The following is a 20677-nucleotide window of genomic DNA, read 5'->3' on the forward strand; positions in this document are numbered from 1 at the left end:
GCCGCGTTCAACTGGCAGTGCACCCGCGAACGCTCGGTTCGCTCGGTTCTGCAAGAAGGCACGTCCCATGAAGTTGTCTCGTCTCGGCATGGTTTCGCTCGGCCTGGTGCTCGTCGCGTCGCCGGTCTTCGCGCAGGCGGACAAGATCGTCGCCAAGGTGGACGGGATCGCCATCACCGAGCGCGAGATCGGGCTGGCGACCGAGGATCTGGGCGAGCGCCTGGCGCAGCTCCCCGACGAGCGCAAGCGCGACGAGGTGATCAACTATCTCGTCGATCTCAAGCTCGGCGCCCGTGCGGCGATCGCGGCCAAGACGGCCGAAGGCCCCGACTTCGCCGCCCGCCTCGCCTATTTCCGCGAGAAGGTGCTGCTCGACCAGTATCTGACCGCCGAGGGCAAGAAGGCCGCGACGCCGGAAGCCGCCCGCAAGCTCTATGACGAGACCACAAAGGCGATGGCGCCGGAGGAAGAGGTCAACGCCCGTCACATTCTCGTCGAGGACGAGGCCCAGGCCAAGGCCGTCGCCGAGCGCCTGAAGAAGGGCGAGGACTTCGCCAAGGTCGCCGCCGAGCTCTCCAAGGATCCGGGCTCCGGCAAGGAGGGCGGCTCGCTCGGCTGGTTCACCAAGGACCGCATGGTCCCGGAATTCGCCGACGCCGCCTTCAAGCTGAACAAGGGCCAGGTGTCCGACCCCGTGAAGAGCCAGTTCGGCTGGCACGTCATCAAGGTCGAGGACAAGCGCAGCAAGCCGCTGCCCGATTTCGCGATGGTGAAGCCGCAGATCGACCAGTATCTCGAGCGCAAGGCCCAGCAGGACATCATCGTCGGCCTGCGCGACAAGGCCAAGGTCGAGCGTCTCGACCAGCCGGCCGCCCCGGCTCCGGCGGAGCCGAAGAAGCCCTGAGGCCCGCTTCGGCGTCACGACGCCGTCACGCGAGAACACTGAGGCCCGCGCCGGTTCGCGGGCCTTTTTCATGCGCGGCCCGCCCGATCAGACCAGATCGTCGAGCTTCACGCGCAGCGCCCCGGCGATCTTCTTCATCGTCTGGAGCGTTCCCTCGCGTTTTCCCGTCTCGATCTGCGAGAGATAGGGCTGGGCGATGCCCGCCATCTCCGCCAGCGCGCTGACGGTCAGCCCGCGATGCTCGCGCCAGACCCGCACGAGGTTCTCGCCCGCGAGAATGCGATCGACCATAGCGGAGGGGATGAACTCTTCTTCACTCGCGGCGAGACGCTGCTCGAAGCGGGCGATGGCCGCGGAGTCGGCCGCATCCTCGGCTGCCTCGACCAGGCGGTCATAGGCCTCCCGCGACAGTGCGACGAAGTCCTCGCCGTCGATCGTCAGCTCCAGTCGCTCCTTCATGGCAGGCTCCTCTCAATCATAGGCGGACCCGCGCGGCGCGACGCGGACGATCAGCACCACCGAGCCATCCTCGCGGAAGATCACCCGCCAGTCTCCGACGCGGAGCCTCAGATAGCCCTTTTCGCCCTGCAAGGCCTTGACGTTGTTGGCCTGCGAGGCGGGGTCGGCGACATACTGCTCGACCTTGCCGCGGATGCGATTGGCGACATTCGTCGGCAGGCCCCGCAGGGTTTTCAGCGCGTCCCTGCTGTAGATCGCCACCTTCACGAAGCGAATATAGCATAATGCAATGCGACGTCGAGGGCGCTCATAGCGATCCGACGATGAGGCCCACCTTGCCTTCGCGCCGCCCCTGCGGCACACGGGCCTCCCGCACAGGAGACGCCATCATGGCCGGCAAGGATGTTCCCGTTTCCCCGCTCGCGCCCAAGCGCCAGCCCAAGGTTCCGCCGGTTCCCGGCGTGCGCTTCGCCACCGCCGAGGCCGGCATCAAGTACAAGGGCCGCACCGATGTCTGGCTCGCCTTGCTCGACGAGGGCACGCAGGTCGCCGGCGTCTTCACCCGTTCGAAATGCCCCTCCGCGCCGGTCGACTGGTGCCGCGAGAATCTGAAGCAGGGCTCGGCGCGAGCCGTCGTCGTCAATTCCGGCAATGCCAATGCCTTCACCGGGCTCAAGGGCCGCGATTCCGTCGCGCTGACCGCGAAGATCGCGGCTAAGGCCGCGGGCTGCAAGCCGCAGGAGGTCTTCATCGCCTCGACCGGCGTCATCGGCGAGCCGCTCGACGCGAGCAAGTTCGAGGGCGTGCTCGAGGCTTGCGCCAAGCGCGTGGCGGACGGTCCCTGGATCGACGCCGCCCGGGCGATCATGACGACCGACACCTTCCCCAAGGCGCTCTCGCGCAAGGCCAAGATCGACGGCCATGAGGTCGTGCTCGCCGGCATCGCCAAGGGCGCCGGCATGATCGCGCCCGACATGGCGACGATGCTCTCCTTCGTCTTCACCGATGCGCCGATCGCCGCGCCCGTGCTGCAGGCGCTGCTCTCCAAGGGCGTGAAGGGCTCCTTCAACGCCGTCACCGTCGACAGCGACACCTCGACCTCGGACACGCTGATGCTGTTCGCGACGGGCAAGGCGGCGGCGCGCGGCGTGCCGGCGATCACCGAGGTCGGCGACGCCCGGCTCTCGGGCTTCAAGCGCGCGCTGAATTCGCTGCTGCTCGAACTCGCCCATCTCGTCTGCAAGGACGGCGAGGGTGCGCGCAAATTCGTCGAGGTCCGCGTCGCGGGCGCGGCCTCCTCGCGCTCGGCCAAGCGCGTCGCGCTTTCGATCGCCAATTCGCCGCTGGTCAAGACCGCCATTGCCGGCGAGGACGCCAATTGGGGCCGCGTCGTCATGGCCGTCGGCAAGGCCGGCGAGCCCGCCGACCGCGACCGGCTCGACATCTCCTTCGGCGACATCATGGTGGCGCAGCAGGGCGCGCGGGCGCCGTCCTATGACGAGGCCGCCGTCTCCGCCTATATGAAGGGCGAGCACATCGTCATCACCGCCGATCTGGGCCTCGGCCGCGGCAAGGCCACGGTCTGGACCTGCGACCTGACCAAGGCCTATGTCGAGATCAACGGCGACTACCGGTCCTAGATGACTCACCGTCATTGCGAGCGCAGCGAAGCAATCCAGGCGTCTGCGCAATCCCTCTGGATTGCTTCGCTGCGCTCGCAATGACGGAGATGGCCCGCCCCAACCCCAGCCGCGCCTTCGTTCTCGGGCACCTGCTGGTCTGCTCCTGCTTCTGGGGCTCGAGCTTCCTGTTCATCAAGCTGACGGGCGGCGCGATCTCGCCGCTCGCGCTCGCCGCGGGGCGCGGGCTGATCGGGGCGGCGGCGCTGGCGGCCTATGTCGCCTGGCTCGGCCAGAGCCCGATCCCGCGGCGCGACGAGATCCGGCACTGGCTCGTGCTCGGCACGACCAATGGCTGGGTGCCGAACGTCCTCGTCGCCTATGCGCTGGTGCAACTCGCCAGCGGCCCGGCCGCGATGATCCAGGCCGGCGGGCCGCTCGTGACGGCGGTGTTCGCGCATTTCCTGTTCGCGGAGGAGCGGATGGGGCCGCGGCGGCTGGTCGGCATCGGGCTCGGCATGGCCGGCGTCGCGCTGCTGATCGGTCCGCGCCTGGTCGAGGGCGGCGGCACGGCGCTCGGCGTGCTGGCCATGGTCGGCGTCATGCTCGGCTACAGCATCGGCAATCTCTATGCCCGCGCCATTCCCGCCTCGGCCGGCGACCCTGCGCGGCTCGCGCTCGGCCAGCAGGTGGTGTCGGGCCTCGTCGCGCTCGCCCTGACACTGGTCTTCGCCGGCCCCACCGCCTTTGCGCCGATGGCGGACCACGTCCCGGCCATGCTGGCGCTCGGCCTGCTCGCCACCGCGATCCCGATGGCGGTTTTCATGCGGCTGATCCGCGCCGCCGGGCCGACGCGCGCCGCCATGACCGGCTATCTCGTGCCGACCGTCGCGACGGTTCTGGGCATCGTCGTGCTGAAGGAAAACCTAGAGTTGCGACAAATCGTCGGAGGTTGCATCATCCTCGGCGGCGTCTTCCTGGTGACGACGTCGCAGCGTGCGGCCAAGTCTGCTTGAGAGGGCGAGCGGCATGAGGATGGGGCTGGGGATCATTCTCGCCTTGGCGCTCTCGGCCTGCGTCGAGCGCAAGCCGGCGACCGTCGCCTTCTCCGTCGAGGAAGCGGCTTTCATCAGGAAGACCGGCACGACCACGATCACCGGCCATGCCTTCCGCACCAAGCCGAGCGGTGTCGTCGTGAACGCGGCCGGGCAACTGGTCCGACTCGTGCCGGCCACGGCCTTCGCCCGCGAGCGCTTCGCCAATTTCTACGGCGCGCGCAAATACGTGCCGCATCGCGACTATCCCCGCGACGACAATCCCGACCCCGCCTATGCCGACTACACCCGCACCACCAAGGCGGAGTCGAACGGGCGCTTCGTCTTCGAGAAGGTCGCGCCGGGCGACTACTTCATCACCACCCAGGTGATCTGGGGCGACGAGGATGCGCTGACGCGTGAGGGCGGCTCGGTCTATGACAGCGTCACCGTGACGGGTAAGGAGACGCAACCCCTGCACGTCATCCTCTCCGGCTACTGAGTCCTGCACCCGTGAAGCTTCTTCTCGTCGTCGCCTGCGCCCTGATCGATTCCGACAACCGCGTGCTGGTGGCACAGCGGCCGCAGGGCAAGGCACTGGCGGGGCTGTGGGAGTTTCCGGGCGGCAAGCTGGAGGCGGGAGAGCGGCCCGAGCCGGCGCTGATCCGCGAGCTGTCCGAGGAGCTGGGCATCACGGTCAAGGAGGAGTGCCTGGCGCCGCTGACCTTCGCCAGCTTCGCCTATCCCGAGTTCCACCTCCTGATGCCGCTCTATATCTGCCGCCGCTGGGAGGGGACGGTCGCCTCGCGCGAGGCGCAGGCGCTGAAATGGGTCCGTCCGGCCAAGCTGCGGGAGCTCGCCATGCCGCCCGCCGACGAGCCGCTGATCCCGCATCTGATCGATCTGCTGGGGGCATGAGCGCGGCTCAGTACCGTTCGGGCAGGCCGAGCTTCGCCCATTGGCTCCTCGGCACGGGATCGCCGACGCGAAACGCGAAGGCGACGATGGCCGCCTGATCGGCGCTGAATTCGCAGCGGAAGTTCAGATCATACCACCGACGCTTGCTGCGGAACGCGGCGCTTTCGGCGATCAGGATGCGCCCTGTCAGCTTCGTTGCGCCTCTGGCATAGGCCGTCACCCGGTCCGGCTCGAAATCGCTCTTCCAGGCATGGATCTGGCTCATCGCCTCCAGACCGCAGAGTTGCTCGGCGCGCTCGTCGGCCGCCAGAAGCGGCAACGTCTCCCGTGCTTGGCGACTCAGGGGATGAGCGAGCGCCTCCGCCGCCATCATCCGGCTCGCCTTGACCATGCCTCCCGGCTCGGCGGGCGGGGCGGCCTTGGCGCTCTGCGGCTGGTCGGGCGGCCCGCCCGGTGGCGCCTCGATCGGCCGGGGCTGCGTCATCGCCTCGAACGCGCCTTGCGTCAGCAGTTCGACGTCGACGCGGGTCTCGGCCTGAGGCGCCACCTCGAGCAACGGCCGGATCGACAGCGATCCGAGTGCCGCCAGGAGCAGGAGATGCAACAGGGCAGCGCCGGCCAGGGCGGGACGGGACGTCCCAGTGCGTACGCCCACCGCTCGCATTCACCGCACCGGCAAGGCGAGGGCGATCGCCATCGCGAGATCATGGGACGTCACCGGACGGCTCCGTTGCGCTTGCCGTTCGGCCAGGCGAAAGGCACTGCAGAAATCGACGATTTTGCGGCGGGTGAGCCTGAGCGATGGCTCCTCCGTCATTGCGAGCGCAGCGAAGCAATCCAGACGGGTTCGCTCGACGGCCCCTGGATTGCTTCGCTGCGCTCGCAATGACGGTCAGGCATCGTCGGGCGCTGGGACGGCCACGTCCTTGGCGAGCTGAAAGCGCTCGAACCGCTCCAGCTCCGCCTCGATCAGCGCCTGGCGCTCCGGGCTCTCCTGCCCCTCCAGCCAGCTCCATTGCTGGATCAGCAGCCGCCCCGCCTGGCGATCGGTCTTCAGGTCGAGCACCGCCACGACCGTGTCGCCGATCAGCACCGGCAGGCCGAAATAGCCGAAGAGGCGCTTATCCTTCGGCAGATAGGCCTCAAACGCGTGGGCATAGCCGAAGACCAGCTTCAGCCGCTTGCGCTGGATGACCAGCGGGTCGAAGGGCGAGAGGATGTGGACGAGGTCGGCCTGCGGCGCCGCAGCGTCCGACCCCTCGCGCAGCATCCAGTGCGGCACGGTCGAGTCCTCAACCGTCACCGGCAGCAATTCGCGGCGTTTCACGCGGGCCTCGATCAGCTCCGCCACCGCCGCCTTGGCGGGCGCATCGAGATGGCAGATCGAATCGAGGCTGACGACGCCTTGCGCCCGCAACGCCCGGTCGAGCCTGTAGGCCGTGACCTGCCGTTCCGAGGCCGGAGTCGGGCGCTTGTCCCAGCCGAAATGCCGGTCGGTCAGCTCATAGGTCTTGAGCATGCCGGCGCGGGCCGAAATCACCAGGTCGCCATCGTAGAAGGCGCGTTCCAGCAGCCCCTTGGAGGGCTTCTTGCTCGCCCAGAGATGGGCCTTCTCGACCAGCACGTCGCTGTCGATGTCGCGGATGGTCAGCGGCCCGTCCCTGCGGATGCGGGCGAGCAGCTTGCGCGCCTCGTCGCGCCCGCCGACGGCCGACCAGCGCCGCGGCTCGGCGCGATGCGCCTTCATCGCCCCGAGGAAGAAGCGGATGTCGCGCAGCGGCACATAGGAGAGCGCATGGGTCCAGTATTCGAAGACGCTCTTCTCGGCGGACTGCGCCTGCGCCAGATGGCCCCGTTCATAGGCGGGGATGCGGCTGAACAGGATGTGGTGGTGGCAGCGCTCGATCACGTTGATCGTGTCGATCTGGACATAGCCGAGATGCTCGACCGCCGCCTTCGTGGCCTGCGCCCCCGCACCGAAGGGCTCGCGCGTGTCGAGCCGCTGCGCCCGCAGCCAGAGGCGTCGCGCCTGCTGGCGCGAGAGGGTGATCGTCTTGGGCGGGCGGGGCGGCATGGCAGGCCTGTGCTGAGGCGTTCGGGGAATGCTGACGGAGTTTAGACCGCACCGTCCAGCCTTCTGTCAGCAGGCGCGCAGCCCCGGCGGCTGTCACGGCGGGAACAGCGGCCGCGCGCCCGCCTCCCTAACACTTGCATCCATCGGCGAAGCGGGTTCGCCGGCGCCCGGGATGCCGCCATGTTCCGCAAGACCCTCATCATGGCCCTGATCGCGCTGGTTTCCGGCGGCACGGTGCTGGCGAAGGCCCCTCTGGACCCTGGCCGCGGCCAGACCTCCACCATGCGCCATGGTCTCGCCGAACAGACGGCACCCCAGCGGCTGATCCGCTTCAAGGCGACGCGTGCGGTCCATCTGCGAAAGGGAACGATCGAGCGGACGCGGCGTGTGGCGAGGGGGTGACACCAGCAATCTGCGCCGTCATCCCGGACGCAGCGAAGCGGAGACCCGGGATGACCAACGCGGCGCTGTCAGGCTGAAGCCTGCGGCGACCCTTCTCCCGACAACGCCTCCCGCAGCGCCTCCGGCGTCACCTCCGCCATCGCCATGGCCAGCTTGAAGGCTTTCGTCTTCTCGCCGGGGTTCATCAGCAGGATCACCGTCTCGGTGCCGGGACAGGCGGGATCGGCGCAAAGGATCTCGTTGACGGCGATCGCAGCCTCCTCCGGGAGGCCGGCGATCTCGCGCAGCAGCTCTTTGACGCGGTTGGCCTGTGCCGCCGCTTCGCTCTTGTCGGGCCCGCCCTTGCCGAAGAGACCGAAGCGCATGGGCAAGCCCTAGGCCGCCGGCAGGGTCAGCACGCCGGCGGCGCCGTCTTCCGTGCCGAAGGCCAGCCGCTTGCCGCCCTTGTCCCAGGCGAAGGCGGTGATGCCGCTGCCGCGCAGCGCCGGGCGCACCAGCAGTTCGGAGGCGTCGGTCAGGCGGATCATCAGGATGCAGCCATCGTCATAGCCGACCGCAAGCACCAGCGCCTTGGGATGGAAGGCGACGCGGGTGACCTTGGCGTGGCGGGCGCCGCATTCGCGCGGCGCCTTGCCCTGCGGGCCTTCGCCCTGGAAGGGCCAGACGATCGCGGCATCCGCCCCGCTCGAGGCCAGCCAGAGCCCGTCATGCGACCAGGACAGCGAGCGCGGCTTGGCCGGATAGCCGGTCATCCGCATATGGCTCGGCTTCTCGCCCAGCCGCCAGCCATGCAGCGCGTTCTCCGGCATCGAGGAGACGACGAAGCGCCCGTCCGGCGACCAGACGACGTCGAGATGGGCGCCCTTCCATTCGAGGAATTCGGGCTTGGTCTCCGTCGCCGGATACCAGAGGCTCACCCCGTTCATCTGGCCGATCGCAAGACGAAAACCCTTGGGCGCGAACACCAGCCCCTGCGGCGTCGTGCCGACATCGAGCGAGCGGATCTTGCCCTTGTCGTCGCGGGCATGGACCGTCTTGGCCGTGTTCCAGGCGATGCTGCCGGAGGCCGAAAGCGCCACCGCATCAACCCAGCGGCGCTTCTCGTCGCGGGCGATCTCGGTGGAGGTGCCGTCGGCGACGGTGGCGACCACACGCCCGTCATCGCCGCCGGTGATCAGGCGCTCGCCATCGCTGCAGGTGCAGAGGATGCCGCCGGTATGGACCTCGGCCGAGTCGAGGACCCCATCGGCCCAGCGCAGCACCCGCCCGTCGGCGAGCGCGAGGGCCAGCGTCGATTTGAGCCAGTGGGCACCGACGACATGCGCCCCGGCCTCGACGGGAACGACATGCTCGCGCAGCGAGACGGGGGCGGTGGTCGTGTTCATGGGCGGGGTCTAGCGCAGCCTGTTTGTCATGGGAACCGCACCGTCATTCTCGGGCGCAGCGGAGCGGGACCCCGAGAATCTTTGGCGGGAGATGCTCGGGTCAAGCCCGAGCATGACGTGGAGGGCTCACGCCGCGCAGGCCTCGAAGCCCTGGCGCAGCTCGTTCTCGTTCAGGTCGCGCCCGATGATGACGAGGCGCGAGGAGCGCGTTTCGCCTGCCTTCCAGTCCCGCTGGAGGTCGCCGTCCAGGATCATGTGGACGCCCTGGAAGACGAAGCGGCGCGGCTCGCCCTTGAAGGCGAGGATGCCCTTGGAGCGCAGGATATTGGGCCCCTGCGCCTGGCTGACATCGTTGATCCAGGGCATGAACTTCTCGGGATCGACATCGCCGGGGATGGTGAAGGACATCGAGCGGACCTCGTCCGAATGATGGTGGTGATGGCCGGATTCGAGGAAATCCGGCTCGATGTCGAGGATGCGGTCGAGGTCGAAGGCGTTGCGGTCGAGCAGCTGGTCGATCGGCAGGGCGCAGCGCTCGGTCCGGTGAAGCTTGGCATAGGGGTTGATGGCGCGGATCGCCGCCTCGACCGAGGCGAGTTCCTCCGCCGTCACCAGGTCGACCTTGTTGAGGACGATGACGTCGGCGAAGGCGATCTGGTTCTTGGCCTCCGGCGCGTCCTTGAGCCGGTCCTTGAGCCATTTCGCGTCGGTCACGGTGATCACCGCGTCGAGCTTGGTGGCGTCGCCGACATCCTGGTCGACGAAGAAGGTCTGCGCGACGGGGGCGGGATCGGCCAGGCCGGTCGTCTCGACGATGATCGCGTCGAACTTGCCCTTGCGCTTCATCAGCCCGTCGAGAATGCGGATCAGGTCGCCGCGAACGGTGCAGCAGATGCAGCCGTTGTTCATCTCGAAGACCTCCTCGTCGGCGCCGACGACGAGGTCGCCATCGATGCCGGCCTCGCCGAACTCGTTGACGATGACGGCGAACTTCTTGCCGTGGTCCTCGGTGAGGATGCGGTTCAGAAGCGTGGTCTTGCCGGCGCCCAGATAGCCGGTGAGCACCGTGACGGGAATTTTCTCGGACATGGGTGTGACCCTTGGTTCTTCAAACGGCGGTGCCGGAGCGCTCGTCGCGCCCCGGCTTGAGACACCTCCAGCCCTCATCCTGAGGAGAAGCCGCAAGGCTTCGTCTCGAAGGATACTCCCAGCGCGCTCTCGACCATCCTTCGAGACGCCGCTCCGCGGCTCCTCAGGATGAGGGCTGGAATGTGAGGGCCGACGGTCAGGCCGGGCCGGCGGCGAGCGCCTTTTCGATCTGGCTTATATTGTGTTTCATCATCGCGATGTAAGTCCCGGCCGGACCGGCGGCGTCCGACAGCGCGTCGGAGAAGATCTGGCCACCAACCTTGGCGCCGCTCTCCTTGGCAATCCGCTCGACCAGGCGCGGATTGGTGACGTTCTCGAGGAAGACGGCGGGAATCTTCTCCGCCTTGATCTGCCGGATGATGCGGCCGACATCCTTGGCCGAGGCCTCGGCTTCGGTCGAGACGCCCTGCGGCGCGATGAACTCGATGCCGTAAGCCTTGACGAAATAGCCGAAGGCGTCGTGCGAGGTGATCGCCTTGCGGCGATCGGCCGGAATGCGCGCGATCGCCGCCTTGACCTCGGCCTCGACCGCATCGAGCTGGGCGAGGTAGCGCGTCGCATTGGCCTCGTAGCTCGCCTGGCCCGCCGGATCGGCCTTCACCAGGGCATCGCGGATGTTGGCGACGTAGATCCTGGCGTTGGCGACGCTCTGCCAGGCGTGCGGATCGTCCTGGCCGGCATGGTTGTGGCCGTGCTTGTCCTTCTTGCCGTGGTCGTGATCGTCCGCTTCGTTCTGCAACGGCGTGATGCCGGTGGTCGCGGTCGCGATCGTCGCCTTGGTGCCGGACGACTTGATCAGCCGGGTGATCCAGCCCTCGAATTTCAGCCCGTTGACGACGACGAGCCTGGCCCCGGCCATCGCCTTCGCATCGGCCGGCGTCGGCGAATAGACATGGGCGTCGCCATTGGCGCCGACGAGCGTGGTCAGCGCGATGCGATCGCCGCCGACCTCCTTCACGAAGTCGCCGAGAATCGAGAAGCTCGCGACGACGGGCAGTTTCTCCTGTGCGGTGGCGGCCATCGGCGCATGGGCGAGGATCAGCCCGGCGGCGAGGGCGCCGAGAAGGGCGCGACGGTTCGGCATGATAGCCTCCAGAGAGTGATGCAACACTATAACATCACTACGCCCGAAGATGGCGACGCGGCAAGAGCCGACGGGCGAGGCCGCCCTGCGTGCCGAGCAGGAGCGAGCCGAGATAGAGCGCGCCCGCCGCCAGGATGATCGCCGGCCCCGCCGGCAGATTGCTGCCCGCCGAATAGGACATCACCAGCCCGGCATAGCCCGCGACCATGCCGAAGCCGCTGGCGAGCAGGATCAGGCGGGTGATGTCGGCGGTCCAGAAGCGGGCCGCCGCCGCGGGCAGCATCATCAGCCCGACCGCCAGCAATGTACCCAGCGCATGGAAGCCGGCCACCAGATTGAGCACCACGAGGCCGAGGAAGGTGAGATGGACGAGGCCGCCGGAGCGGCTGACCGAGCGCAGGAAGCCCGGATCGACGCACTCCATCACCAGCGGGCGATAGAGCGCCGCCAGGGTCATCAGGGAGACCGTCGCCACCCCCGAGAGCAGGATCAGCACGTCGTCGTCGAGCGCCAGCACATTGCCGAACAGGACATGGAACAGGTCGACCGCCGAGCCGCGCAGCGAGACGATGGTGACGCCGAGCGCCAGCGAGATCAGGTAGAAGGCGGCGAGTGAGGCATCCTCCTTGATCACCGTGACGCGCGCCACGGCCCCCGCCGCGAGCGCCACCGCAAAGCCGGCCGCGAGCCCGCCCAGCGTCATCGCCGGCAGCGAGAAGCCGGCGACGAGATAGCCGATCGCGGCACCGGGCAGGATGGCATGGGCCATGGCGTCGCCGGTCAGGCTCATCCGCCTGAGCATCAGGAACACGCCGATCGCGCCGCCCGACACCGACAGCGCGACGACGCCGACCAGCGCCCGGCGCATGAAGTCGAATTCGGCGAAGGGGCCGATGAAGAGGTCGTAGAGCATCGGCTTTTTCTTCTTCCGCCTTCTCAGCCCTCATCCTGAGGAGCCGCGAAGCGGCGTCTCGAAGGATGGTCCAGGAGGCTCCCGCACACACTGGAGCATCCTTCGAGACGTCCTCCTGTGGAGCGCTCCTCAGGATGAGGGCTGAGGGAACATCAATGGTTGGGCAGCATCACGCCGCGTCGCGCTCGCACGGCGCCGCGTGGCTGTCGAAGGCCTCGACCATCCGGCGCGCCTTCAGCAGGTTGGCGGGGGTCAGCACATCGGCCGTTGCGCCCCAGGCGACGCTCTCGCGCGCCAGCAGCAGCGTCTGCGGGAAGGCGCGGCGCACCGTCTCGATGTCGTGGAGGACCGCGACGACGGTCCGGCTTTCGCCATGCCAGCGCTGCACCAGCGCCAGCAGATCAGCGGTGGTGCGGGCGTCGATGGCGGTGAAGGGCTCGTCGAGCAGGATGATGTCGGCGTCCTGCAGCAAAAGCCGCGCGAAGAGCGCGCGCTGCATCTGGCCACCGGAAAGCGCGCCGATCGGCCGGCGCTCGAAGCCGGCGAGCCCGACGGCGGCGATCGCCGCCTCGATCTTGGCGGCGGCCCCGCCCCCGATGCGCCCGAAGATGCCGGCGCGGTTCCACAGACCCATCGCCACGAGATCATAGACATGGATCGGGAAGGACCGGTCGAGCTCCGCCTGCTGCGGCAGATAGGCGAGACGCCGGCCGCGGGCCAGCGCAATGTCGCCGTCCAGCGGCGACAGCGCCCCGGCGATGCCCTTGAGCAGGGTCGACTTGCCGGCGCCGTTGGGGCCGACGATGGCCGTCAGGCTGCCCGTGGCGATCTCGCCCGAGAGATGATGCACGGCCGGGTGCCGGTCATAGCCCAGCGTCAGATCGGTCAGGCGGATGGCGGACATGGCGGCGGTTCCCAGCGTCACGCGATCACCGCGAAGGTCGCGATCCAGAGCAGCACGACGACACCGGCCGCCAGGCCCATGCGCCCCAGCGCGGAGAGGCGCAGCAGCGACCAGCCCGGAGCCTGCGGGACGGCGTGGGAAACAGGATGGGCGTGCCGATCAGCCATATGGGATGATATAATGTTACGGCGCGGCAGAGGCAAGGATGGTCGTCGGCCCGGCCGATCGCGGGAGCGGGCTCAGCGGCTGCCGCCTCAGAACGGCAGATACTGATACAGCCAGGTCTCGGTCAGCACCTTGTCGCCCGCCTTCAGGAAGCAGCGCATCTCGACCGGGTCGGTCCCGTCCACCGTGAGGTCGAACTGGGCGCGCCAATGGCCCGGCACGTCGTTGGGCACCGCTTCGGCGAAGATGTAGGAATAGCTGCCGCGCGAGGCCGAGAGCACGACCTCGGGCTTGACGCCGAAGGGGATGGTCTCCAGCGCCGGCCCCTTGAACTCGACCATGAACTTGCGCACGCCCTTGGGCCGGGTCGTACCGGGCTGGCCGCCATTGCCCAGCCGCGTGGCGACGACGCGGCCGAGATCGCTCTGGAAGGGCTCGTCGGCAAGCCAGTGCAGCTTGTAGCGCAGCGCATAGGTCGCCCCCGCGCGGGCGGGGCCGGCCGGCACCCACATCGCGACGATGTTGTCGTGGATCTCGTCGTCGGTCGGGATCTCGATGAGCTGGACCGCGCCCTTGCCCCAGTTCCCTTGCGTCTCGACCCAGAGGCTCGGACGGCGCTCGTAGAAGACGCCGTCGAGATAATGCCCGATCTCGCGGTCGCGCTGCACCAGCCCGAAGCCGCGCGGATTCTCGTCCATGAAGGACGACGCCATCGTGCGCGGCGGATTGTTGAGCGGGCGCAGCGCCCGCTCGCCCGCACCCGTCCAGAGCGCGAGGCCGTCGGAGTCATGCACCTCGGGGCGCCAGTCGACGGCCGTGGCCTTGGCCTTCTCGGAGTACCAGTACATCGAGGTCAGCGGCGCGATGCCGAGCCGCTCGACATCCCGGCGCAGATGGATCTCGGTCTCGATCTCCATCGTCACGCCCTTGCCGCGATGCATCCGGAAGCGATAGGCGCCCGCCACGCTCGGGCCCGACAGCAGCGCGTAGACGACGACATATTCGGCGCCCGGCTGCGGCGTCTCCAGCCAGATATGGGTGAAGTCCGGGAACTCCTCGGCCTTGCCGGCCACGGCGGGGTCGATGGCGAGGCCGCGTGCCGAGAGGCCGTACTGGTAGAGCTCGCCGATGGCGCGGAAATAGGAGGCCCCAAGAAAAGCGACCCAGTCGTTCTTCTGCCACTCCAGCTTCTCGCCCTTGCGGCCGGGATGCCCGGTGCGGCTCTCCTGGAAGCGGAAGCCGGCGAAGCCCGCCCCGCGCGGCAATTCGCGCGCTGGCGAATCCGCGGGCATCTCGAAATAGCTCTCGTCATAGACGATCTCGCGGGCGCGGCCGCCCTCGACGACATGCATCCGGACCGGCTTCTGGAAGTAGCGGCCGAGATGGAAGAAGGTCACCGGCCAGGGCGAGGGACCGTCCGCCCAGAGCGCCATCTCCGGCTTGAACCTGATCTTGCCATGGGCGTCGTAGTCGATCCGCTCGAGCACGTCGGGGCGCGGGCTCGGCGGCGCCTGATAGGGGCGCGACGCCATCTCGCGGGCCCGCTGCTTCAGCGCGTCGAAGGCGAAGCTCTCCGCCTCGCCCAGCCGCAGCCCCTGCTGCGCCAGCGCCTCGGACGGGAAGCCCAGTGCGGCGAGCGCGGCGGTCGCAGTGGCGCCGGCGAGAAGCAGGCGTCGGTCGGGACGGGGCGGACGGGCGCTGGAGGCCATGGCAAGCGGGCTCGTTTGGCTGGAGGGACGGACGCTGGAGTTTCGGTCGCTCGACTTGGGGCTAGCTCGTCCCGGCCGCAAGGGCAACCGGGCCGGTGCCCCCTCGCGAATGCCGGCCAATCATGGCGAAAACATCGTCTGCTCATGGCGTGGGGCCATGTTGGTGGCTCCGCGCCTTTCAATTTGGCGGTGGCCTGATCTACAACAGGACGAGACCGGCATCAGGCCGGCAATCGATTGGGAGGATTGCATGCAACGGATCACATCCCGCCAGCGTCTCGCCGGCATCGCCACCGCGGCCCTCATCGCGCTTGCCCCCGCCAGCGCGCGCGCGCAGGACTTCATCAACGTCCTGACGGGCGGCACCTCGGGCGTCTACTACCCGCTCGGTGTCGCGCTCTCGAAGATCTATGGCGACAAGATCAAGAATGTCCGCCCGACCGTGCAGGCCACCAAGGCCTCGGTCGAGAACCTGCAGCTGCTGCAGCAGGCCAAGGGCGAGATCGCCTTCACGCTCGGCGACTCGCTCGCCGCCGCCTGGAAGGGCGACGAGGAAGCCGGTTTCAAGTCGCCGCTCAAGAAGCTGCGCGGCATCGCCGCGATCTACCCGAACTACGTCCAGATCGTCGCGTCCAAGGACAGCGGCATCAAGACCCTGGCCGATCTCAAGGGCAAGCGCCTCTCGGTCGGCGCGCCGAAATCGGGCACCGAGCTGAATGCGCGCGCGATCCTGGCCGCGGCCGGCATGAGCTACAAGGATCTCGGAAAGATCGAGTACCTGCCCTTCGCCGAATCCGTCGAGCTGATGAAGAACCGCCAGCTCGACGCAACGCTGCAGTCGGCCGGCCTCGGCGTCGCCTCGCTGCGCGACCTCGCGACCTCGGTCGAGATCGTCGTCGTCGAGGTGCCCGCCGCCGCCGTCGACAAGGCCGGCCCGCCCTTCGTGCAGGCGACCATCCCCGCCAACACCTATACCGGCCAGACGGCGGCGGTCCCCGCCGCGGCGGTGATGAACTACCTCGTGACCCATGAGGGCATGAAGGAAGAGACCGTCTACGAGATGACCAAGGCGATCTACGAAAGCCTCGCAGATCTCGGCGCCGCCCACGCCGCCGCGCGCTCGATCAAGCTCGAAGGCGCACTGGAGGGCATGCCGATCCCGCTGCATCCGGGCGCGGCGCGCTACTTCAAGGAAAAGGGTCTCAAGGTCGGCTCCTGAGCCGGACCGGCCGGCGACCGATGGGCGGGGCCGGCATGTCTGGCCCCGCCTTTTCTCTGAGCGGATGACGACGATGAGCAAAGACGAGACCAAGCCCCTGGCCGTGCCGGATATCGGCGGCATCCATGCGCAGACGCCGGCCGTCCCGGTCGATCCGGAGCACGGCCTGCCGCCCGGGTTCGGCGCGGGCTGGCAGGGTCGCCTGCTGTTCTGGATCGCCATCGCCTTCTCGCTGTTCCAGATCGCCACCGCCTTCAACGTCCCGCTCGACCATCGCGTCGCCGGCGTCACCCTCGTCGATGGGCTGCGCCTCACCATGGCAGCCTGGCTCGTCGCGATCCTCGTCCGGGCCGCCCGCTCCCGGCCCTGGCTCGAGATGCTGCTCGCCTTCCTGCCGATGCTGGTGGTCGTCGAGCTGCTCGCCCGCTTCGGCGGCTCGCTGCCCAACCAGATCCTGAGGACGCTGCATGTCGGCTTCCTCTGCCTCGTCGCCGGCGGCCTGCTCGCCCAGCACAAGAGCCATGGCCGGCTCGCCGTCGTCTCGGCCTGGGCGCTCGCCGGCATCGGCTTCGCGATCGGCATCTATCACTGGGTTCTCTACGAGGAGCTGGTGGCGCGCGCTGGCGAGGTCACGCCGGCCGACCTCGTCGTCGGCATCGCGGCCATCGCGGTCCTCTTCGTCATCTGCTGGCGTTTCATGGGGCCGGCTCTGCCCATCGTCTCGGGCCTCTTCCTCGCCTACTGCCTGTTCGGGCAATGGCTGCCCGCCCCGCTCAACCACCGCGGCTATTCGCTGGAGCAGGTGATCGAGCACATGTCCTTCGGGACGGAGGGCATCTACGCGACCCCGACCGGCGTCTCCGCCACCTTCATCTTCCTCTTCATCCTGTTCGGCTCCTTCCTCGAACGCGCGGGGATGATCCAGCTCTTCACCGACATCGCCATGGGGCTGTTCGGCAGCGCCCGCGGCGGCCCGGCCAAGGTCGCCGTCTTCTCCTCGGGGCTGATGGGCACGATCTCGGGCTCGGGCGTCGCCAATGTCGTCTCGACCGGGCAGTTCACGATTCCGCTGATGAAGCGCTTCGGCTACCGCCCCGCCTTCGCCGGCGGCGTCGAGGCCACCGCCTCGATGGGCGGCCAGATCATGCCGCCGGTGATGGGGGCGGTCGCCTTCATCATGGCCGAGACGATCGACGTGCCCTATGCCGACATCGTCCAGGCTGCCATCGTGCCGGCGATCCTCTACTACACGGCCGCCTTCCTGGCCGTGCATCTGGAAGCCGGCAAGCGTGGCCTCGTCGGCCTGCCGCGGGAAGAACTGCCCAGCGCCGGCAAGGCGCTGGCGACGAAATGGTATCTGATCGCGCCGCTGGCGGTGCTCGTCTACCTGCTGTTCTCCGGCTACACGCCGCTGTTCTCCGGCTCGGTCGGGCTGGCGCTCACGGTCGTGCTGATCCTTGGCGGCTCGCTGGCACTGGGGATCGGCTCGATCGCGCTGCGGGTGCTGTTCTGGGTCGGCCTCGGGCTGCTCTGCGCCTTCTTCTTCTGGTACGGCATCCTGGTGATGGTCGGGGTCGTGCTGCTGCTCGTCCTCGCCAGCCTGACCACGCGCGGCGGCGCCGAGACGGTCGCCGCCTGCCGGGAGGCGCTGGCCGACGGTGCACGACAGGCCATTCCGGTGGGTGTCGCCTGCGCTGTGGTCGGCATCGTCATCGGCACCATGACGCTCACCGGCGTCGGCACGATCTTCGGCAACGCGGTCGTCGCCGTCGGCGAGAAGTCGCTCTTCCTCGCACTCTTTCTGACGATGATCGTCAGCCTGATTCTCGGCATGGGCATCCCGACGATCCCCAACTACATCATCACCTCCTCGATCGCCGCGCCGATCCTGCTGAAGCTCGGTGTGCCGCTGATCGTCAGCCACATGTTCGTGTTCTATTTCGGCATTATGGCGGACCTGACGCCACCGGTCGCACTGGCGGCCTTCGCGGCAGCGCCGATCGCCAAGGAATCAGGCTTCAGAATCTCGTTACAGGCCGTGAAGATCGCGATGGCGGGCTTCGTCATCCCCTTCATGGCAGTCTATGATCCCGCTCTGATGCTACAACCGGTGCAGGGCGTCACCGGCTTTTCCTATGCGCTCGGGGCCGCCTACATCATCGGCAAAGCGCTGCTGGCGATCACGCTCTGGGGCGCGGCGACGATCGGCTTCCTGAAGCGCGACATGGCGGTGTGGGAGCGGGCCCTGGCGGCCGCCGCCGCGGCCTCGCTGGTGATGGCCCTGCCGATCACCGACGAGATCGGCTTCGGCCTCGCCGCCCTGCTGATCGGCGTCCATCTCTGGCGCGCCCGGGCAACCGACCGCGCCGCGACGGCCTGAGCGGGCCCGGGCATGACCCTCTGCCTGGCCGCGGGCGCCCTCGCGGTCTCGCTCGGCGCCAGCGAAATCACGCTCGCCTGGCGTCATTCGGTCCAGAAGACGCTGTGGGAGGAGGTCTGGCGCGCCGGGCCCGACGGCGTGACGCTGATCGAGGCGCGGATCCAGGGCTCGGGCGCCGGCATGGAGGCGCCGCCGGAAGCGCGACTCGTCGACGGCTTCTGGCGCTGGCGTCCGCAGCTGCCGGCAAAGCGGGAGATCGTCATGCGGCGCTCGGGGGCCACCGCCGACTGGCAGATCTGCATCGCCGGGCGCTGCCGGCCGATGGGGGATTACCTGCCGCCCGAAGCCGACCCGGTGATCCTGCGCGCCTGCCCGTGAGGCGCGCTCAGCCGCCTTCGGTCAGCCGCTCGACCTTGAGCACGCGCCGCATCAGGTTGAGCATGCCATAGGCCGCAAAGCCCGAGAACAGCGCCATCAGCACATAGCCGACGATCGGCCCGAGCTCGAACAGACCGGCCAGCGCCCAGCCGGAGGCGAGCGCGACGCCGAAGAGCTGGACGGCGATCAGGATGCCGAGCGAAACCACCAGGATGAGGTTGCGCCAGTTGGTCTGCCTTGCGGCCATGCTGTCAGTCCTCGCTAACCGCGCGTGGGCGCAGCGACTTTTCCGGCGCAAGCTCTAGCGAAGCCGGCTTTGGCATGCAACAAAATCGCGCCCTCCGCCCGAGATGGCCCGTCCCGCAGAGCTTGAAAAGACCCTGATGATCGATACGCCTGTCTTCGGTTCGGCCGCCGCCGCCGCGCCCCACCACCTCGCCTCCGAAGCCGGCCGCGCCATTCTCGCCGAGGGCGGCAACGCCATCGAGGCGATGGTCGCCATGGCTGCGACCATCTCGGTGGTCTACCCGCACATGAACGCGATCGGCGGCGACGGCTTCTGGCTGATCCACGAGCCCGGCGGCAAGGTCCATGCGGTCGAGGCCTGCGGCCCGGCCGGCGCGCTCGCCACCATCGCGCGCTATCGCGACAAGGGCCATGACGTCATTCCCTCGCGCGGGCCCGATTCCGCCGTCACGGTCGCGGGCGCGATCGGCGGCTGGGAGGCGGCGCTCGCGCTGTCGAAGACCCTCGGCGGAAAGATGCCGCTGAAGGACCTGCTGGCGGACGCCATCCGCCATTGCAGCGAGGGCTACGAGGTCTCGGCCTCCGAACTGCGGACCTGGCCGCAGCAGGTCGACGCCGTGAAGGAGGCGATCGGCTTCAGCGAGTTCTTCTGGCCGGGCGGCGAGCAGCCCAAGGCCGGGGCCCGCCGCAAGCCCGAGGCGCTGGGCCAGACCTTCCGCCAGCTCGCGGAAGCCGGCCTGTCGGACTTCTACCGCGGCGATGTCGGCCGCGAGATCGCCACCGACCTGGAGCGCATCGGCGCCCCCGTCACCCGCGCCGACCTCGAGGGCTACAAGGCCCGCTTCGTCGCGCCGCTCTCGATCAGGCTGCCGGGGCTGACCGTCTACAACTGCCCGCCGCCGACGCAGGGCGTCGCCTCGCTCATGATCCTCGGCATCTTCGAGCAGCTCGGCGTCGCCCGGGCCGACGGCTTCGACTACCACCACGGGCTGGTCGAGGCGACCAAGCGCGCCTTCGCGATCCGCGACCGCATCGTCACCGACCCCGCCTTCGCCACGGTCGATCCCGCCAGCGTCCTGACCGAGACGGTCTTCGCCCGCGAGGCGGCGGCGATCGACAAGCGCCGTGCCGCCGCCTGGCCGTTCAAGACCGGCGATGGCGACACCGTCTGGATGGGCGCGATCGACGGCTCGGGGCTGGCCGTCTCCTACATCCAGTCGATCTACTGGGAGTACGGTTCGGGCTGCATCCTGCCGCGCACCGGCATCAACTGGCAGAACCGCGGCGTCTCCTTCTCGCTCGACGCCAAGGCGCTGAACCCGCTGCAGCCCGGCCGCAAGCCGTTCCACACGCTGAACCCCGCCTTCGCGCGCTTCGACGACGGGCGGATCAACTCCTATGGCGCGATGGGCGGGGACGGCCAGCCGCAGTTCCAGGCGCAGATCCTGTCGCGCTACCGCTTCGGTGCGGGGCCGGCGGCGGCGATCGACGCGCCGCGCTGGCTCTTCGGCCGGACCTGGGGGGCGGGATCGATCTCGCTCAAGCTCGAAAGCCGCTTCGACCCGATGCTGCTCGCGAGGCTGACCGGTGCCGGGCACCCGGTCGAGGAGTATTCCGAGGCCTATTCGGACCAGTTCGGCCATGCGGGCATGCTGGTGAAGCACCCGAAGGGCCATGTCGAGGCGGCGCATGATCCGCGCTCCGACGGTGATGCCAAAGGCTGCTAGGGGGTGAC

At 68.6% G+C, this 20677-nt stretch carries 24 protein-coding genes; 11 read left to right on the plus strand and 13 right to left on the minus strand.

What is annotated here, in order from left to right; all coding sequences use genetic code 11:
- The first annotated feature begins 67 nt into the window (after positions 1-67).
- Positions 68-904 carry a peptidylprolyl isomerase gene (locus BSY19_RS03640; protein ID WP_069052960.1) on the plus strand — a complete coding sequence of 279 codons (837 nt, stop codon included), beginning with the start codon at positions 68-70 and terminating at the stop codon, positions 902-904.
- An 87-nt stretch (positions 905-991) separates the two neighbouring features.
- On the opposite strand, the gene BSY19_RS03645 is transcribed toward BSY19_RS03640, so the two are convergent.
- The gene (locus BSY19_RS03645) at positions 992-1363 is read right to left on the minus strand and encodes a helix-turn-helix domain-containing protein (protein ID WP_069052961.1); all 372 of its coding nucleotides are present in this window, start codon (positions 1361-1363) and stop codon (positions 992-994) included.
- A gap of 12 nt (positions 1364-1375) precedes the next feature.
- On the minus strand, positions 1376-1630 hold the full coding sequence (locus BSY19_RS03650) for a type II toxin-antitoxin system RelE family toxin (RefSeq protein ID WP_069052962.1): 255 nt from the start codon (positions 1628-1630) through the stop codon (positions 1376-1378).
- 122 nt (positions 1631-1752) lie between these two features.
- Between BSY19_RS03650 and argJ the strand changes: the two genes are divergently transcribed.
- From argJ to mutT, 4 genes are all read left to right on the plus strand, one after another.
- Positions 1753-3003 (plus strand): bifunctional glutamate N-acetyltransferase/amino-acid acetyltransferase ArgJ, encoded by a 1251-nt coding sequence (argJ, locus tag BSY19_RS03655; protein ID WP_069052963.1) that lies wholly within the window; start codon positions 1753-1755, stop codon positions 3001-3003.
- 89 nt (positions 3004-3092) lie between these two features.
- A complete protein-coding gene (locus BSY19_RS03660; RefSeq protein WP_171905080.1) occupies positions 3093-3998 on the plus strand; it encodes a DMT family transporter in 906 nt (301 codons plus the stop codon).
- 13 nt (positions 3999-4011) lie between these two features.
- Positions 4012-4518, plus strand: a complete 507-nt coding sequence (locus tag BSY19_RS03665; RefSeq protein WP_069052965.1) for a peptidase associated/transthyretin-like domain-containing protein — start codon at positions 4012-4014, stop codon at positions 4516-4518.
- Positions 4519-4529: 11 nt separating this feature from the next.
- Positions 4530-4934 carry an 8-oxo-dGTP diphosphatase MutT gene (mutT, locus tag BSY19_RS03670; protein WP_069052966.1) on the plus strand — a complete coding sequence of 135 codons (405 nt, stop codon included), beginning with the start codon at positions 4530-4532 and terminating at the stop codon, positions 4932-4934.
- 7 nt (positions 4935-4941) lie between these two features.
- Here the strand turns inward: mutT and BSY19_RS28265 are convergent, their stop codons facing one another.
- Positions 4942-5538, minus strand: coding sequence for a DUF930 domain-containing protein (locus tag BSY19_RS28265; protein ID WP_236840461.1), 597 nt, complete (start codon positions 5536-5538; stop codon positions 4942-4944).
- Here BSY19_RS28265 and BSY19_RS27425 point away from each other — a divergent pair.
- Positions 5533-5823 (plus strand): hypothetical protein, encoded by a 291-nt coding sequence (locus BSY19_RS27425; protein WP_150129483.1) that lies wholly within the window; start codon positions 5533-5535, stop codon positions 5821-5823. The two genes, BSY19_RS28265 and BSY19_RS27425, sit on opposite strands and share 6 nt — an antisense overlap.
- A 3-nt stretch (positions 5824-5826) precedes the next feature.
- Here BSY19_RS27425 and BSY19_RS03680 read toward each other — a convergent pair whose 3' ends face one another.
- Positions 5827-7008, minus strand: a complete 1182-nt coding sequence (locus BSY19_RS03680; RefSeq protein ID WP_069052967.1) for a winged helix-turn-helix domain-containing protein — start codon at positions 7006-7008, stop codon at positions 5827-5829.
- A gap of 180 nt (positions 7009-7188) precedes the next feature.
- On the opposite strand from BSY19_RS03680, the gene BSY19_RS03685 reads away from it, so the two are divergent.
- Positions 7189-7410, plus strand: a complete 222-nt coding sequence (locus tag BSY19_RS03685) for a hypothetical protein (protein WP_069052968.1) — start codon at positions 7189-7191, stop codon at positions 7408-7410.
- A gap of 68 nt (positions 7411-7478) precedes the next feature.
- Here BSY19_RS03685 and BSY19_RS03690 read toward each other — a convergent pair whose 3' ends face one another.
- The 8 genes from BSY19_RS03690 to BSY19_RS03720 all read right to left on the minus strand — a co-directional run bounded on the left by BSY19_RS03690 (position 7479) and on the right by BSY19_RS03720 (position 14719).
- Positions 7479-7775: a hypothetical protein gene (locus BSY19_RS03690; protein ID WP_069052969.1), complete on the minus strand. Its 297-nt coding sequence runs from the start codon at positions 7773-7775 to the stop codon at positions 7479-7481.
- A 9-nt stretch (positions 7776-7784) separates the two neighbouring features.
- Entirely contained in the window at positions 7785-8795 is a 1011-nt protein-coding gene (locus BSY19_RS03695; protein ID WP_069052970.1) for a WD40 repeat domain-containing protein, read from the minus strand.
- 126 nt (positions 8796-8921) lie between these two features.
- Entirely contained in the window at positions 8922-9884 is a 963-nt protein-coding gene (locus tag BSY19_RS03700; RefSeq protein ID WP_069052971.1) for a CobW family GTP-binding protein, read from the minus strand.
- Positions 9885-10080: 196 nt separating this feature from the next.
- Positions 10081-11028, minus strand: a complete 948-nt coding sequence (locus tag BSY19_RS03705; RefSeq protein WP_150129484.1) for a metal ABC transporter substrate-binding protein — start codon at positions 11026-11028, stop codon at positions 10081-10083.
- A gap of 37 nt (positions 11029-11065) precedes the next feature.
- Positions 11066-11941 (minus strand): metal ABC transporter permease, encoded by an 876-nt coding sequence (locus BSY19_RS03710; RefSeq protein ID WP_069052972.1) that lies wholly within the window; start codon positions 11939-11941, stop codon positions 11066-11068.
- A 169-nt stretch (positions 11942-12110) separates the two neighbouring features.
- Positions 12111-12845: a zinc ABC transporter ATP-binding protein AztA gene (gene aztA, locus BSY19_RS03715; protein WP_069052973.1), complete on the minus strand. Its 735-nt coding sequence runs from the start codon at positions 12843-12845 to the stop codon at positions 12111-12113.
- Positions 12846-12862: 17 nt separating this feature from the next.
- The gene (locus BSY19_RS27880; RefSeq protein ID WP_171905081.1) at positions 12863-13012 is read right to left on the minus strand and encodes a hypothetical protein; all 150 of its coding nucleotides are present in this window, start codon (positions 13010-13012) and stop codon (positions 12863-12865) included.
- 87 nt (positions 13013-13099) lie between these two features.
- Positions 13100-14719 (minus strand): OpgD/OpgG family glucan biosynthesis protein, encoded by a 1620-nt coding sequence (locus tag BSY19_RS03720; RefSeq protein ID WP_069052974.1) that lies wholly within the window; start codon positions 14717-14719, stop codon positions 13100-13102.
- Positions 14720-14969: 250 nt separating this feature from the next.
- Here BSY19_RS03720 and BSY19_RS03725 point away from each other — a divergent pair, with 250 nt between their 5' ends.
- From BSY19_RS03725 to BSY19_RS03735, 3 genes are all read left to right on the plus strand, one after another.
- Positions 14970-15938 (plus strand): TAXI family TRAP transporter solute-binding subunit, encoded by a 969-nt coding sequence (locus BSY19_RS03725; protein WP_069052975.1) that lies wholly within the window; start codon positions 14970-14972, stop codon positions 15936-15938.
- 73 nt (positions 15939-16011) lie between these two features.
- Entirely contained in the window at positions 16012-18318 is a 2307-nt protein-coding gene (locus BSY19_RS03730; RefSeq protein WP_083247866.1) for a TRAP transporter permease, read from the plus strand.
- 12 nt (positions 18319-18330) lie between these two features.
- Positions 18331-18696 (plus strand): DUF1850 domain-containing protein, encoded by a 366-nt coding sequence (locus tag BSY19_RS03735; RefSeq protein WP_069052976.1) that lies wholly within the window; start codon positions 18331-18333, stop codon positions 18694-18696.
- Between the two features lie 7 nt (positions 18697-18703).
- Here BSY19_RS03735 and BSY19_RS03740 read toward each other — a convergent pair whose 3' ends face one another.
- Positions 18704-18943, minus strand: a complete 240-nt coding sequence (locus BSY19_RS03740) for a hypothetical protein (RefSeq protein ID WP_069052977.1) — start codon at positions 18941-18943, stop codon at positions 18704-18706.
- A 136-nt stretch (positions 18944-19079) separates the two neighbouring features.
- Between BSY19_RS03740 and BSY19_RS03745 the strand changes: the two genes are divergently transcribed.
- Entirely contained in the window at positions 19080-20669 is a 1590-nt protein-coding gene (locus BSY19_RS03745; protein ID WP_069052978.1) for a gamma-glutamyltransferase family protein, read from the plus strand.
- Positions 20670-20677: the final 8 nt, after the last annotated feature.

Source organism: Bosea sp. RAC05 (assembly GCF_001713455.1).
Taxonomy (GTDB): domain Bacteria; phylum Pseudomonadota; class Alphaproteobacteria; order Rhizobiales; family Beijerinckiaceae; genus Allobosea.

Coding starts and splice junctions, on each gene's coding strand:
- BSY19_RS03640 (WP_069052960.1), top strand. CDS start 68: ATGAAGTTGTCTCGTCTCGGCATGGTTTCGCTCGGCCTGGTGCTCGTC.
- BSY19_RS03645 (WP_069052961.1), bottom strand. CDS start 1,363: ATGAAGGAGCGACTGGAGCTGACGATCGACGGCGAGGACTTCGTCGCA.
- argJ (WP_069052963.1), top strand. CDS start 1,753: ATGGCCGGCAAGGATGTTCCCGTTTCCCCGCTCGCGCCCAAGCGCCAG.
- BSY19_RS03660 (WP_171905080.1), top strand. CDS start 3,093: ATGGCCCGCCCCAACCCCAGCCGCGCCTTCGTTCTCGGGCACCTGCTG.
- BSY19_RS03665 (WP_069052965.1), top strand. CDS start 4,012: ATGAGGATGGGGCTGGGGATCATTCTCGCCTTGGCGCTCTCGGCCTGC.
- BSY19_RS27425 (WP_150129483.1), top strand. CDS start 5,533: ATGCAACAGGGCAGCGCCGGCCAGGGCGGGACGGGACGTCCCAGTGCG.
- BSY19_RS03680 (WP_069052967.1), bottom strand. CDS start 7,008: ATGCCGCCCCGCCCGCCCAAGACGATCACCCTCTCGCGCCAGCAGGCG.
- BSY19_RS03685 (WP_069052968.1), top strand. CDS start 7,189: ATGTTCCGCAAGACCCTCATCATGGCCCTGATCGCGCTGGTTTCCGGC.
- BSY19_RS03690 (WP_069052969.1), bottom strand. CDS start 7,775: ATGCGCTTCGGTCTCTTCGGCAAGGGCGGGCCCGACAAGAGCGAAGCG.
- BSY19_RS03695 (WP_069052970.1), bottom strand. CDS start 8,795: ATGAACACGACCACCGCCCCCGTCTCGCTGCGCGAGCATGTCGTTCCC.
- BSY19_RS03700 (WP_069052971.1), bottom strand. CDS start 9,884: ATGTCCGAGAAAATTCCCGTCACGGTGCTCACCGGCTATCTGGGCGCC.
- BSY19_RS03705 (WP_150129484.1), bottom strand. CDS start 11,028: ATGCCGAACCGTCGCGCCCTTCTCGGCGCCCTCGCCGCCGGGCTGATC.
- BSY19_RS03710 (WP_069052972.1), bottom strand. CDS start 11,941: ATGCTCTACGACCTCTTCATCGGCCCCTTCGCCGAATTCGACTTCATG.
- aztA (WP_069052973.1), bottom strand. CDS start 12,845: ATGTCCGCCATCCGCCTGACCGATCTGACGCTGGGCTATGACCGGCAC.
- BSY19_RS27880 (WP_171905081.1), bottom strand. CDS start 13,012: ATGGCTGATCGGCACGCCCATCCTGTTTCCCACGCCGTCCCGCAGGCT.
- BSY19_RS03720 (WP_069052974.1), bottom strand. CDS start 14,719: ATGGCCTCCAGCGCCCGTCCGCCCCGTCCCGACCGACGCCTGCTTCTC.
- BSY19_RS03725 (WP_069052975.1), top strand. CDS start 14,970: ATGCAACGGATCACATCCCGCCAGCGTCTCGCCGGCATCGCCACCGCG.
- BSY19_RS03730 (WP_083247866.1), top strand. CDS start 16,012: ATGAGCAAAGACGAGACCAAGCCCCTGGCCGTGCCGGATATCGGCGGC.
- BSY19_RS03735 (WP_069052976.1), top strand. CDS start 18,331: ATGACCCTCTGCCTGGCCGCGGGCGCCCTCGCGGTCTCGCTCGGCGCC.
- BSY19_RS03740 (WP_069052977.1), bottom strand. CDS start 18,943: ATGGCCGCAAGGCAGACCAACTGGCGCAACCTCATCCTGGTGGTTTCG.
- BSY19_RS03745 (WP_069052978.1), top strand. CDS start 19,080: ATGATCGATACGCCTGTCTTCGGTTCGGCCGCCGCCGCCGCGCCCCAC.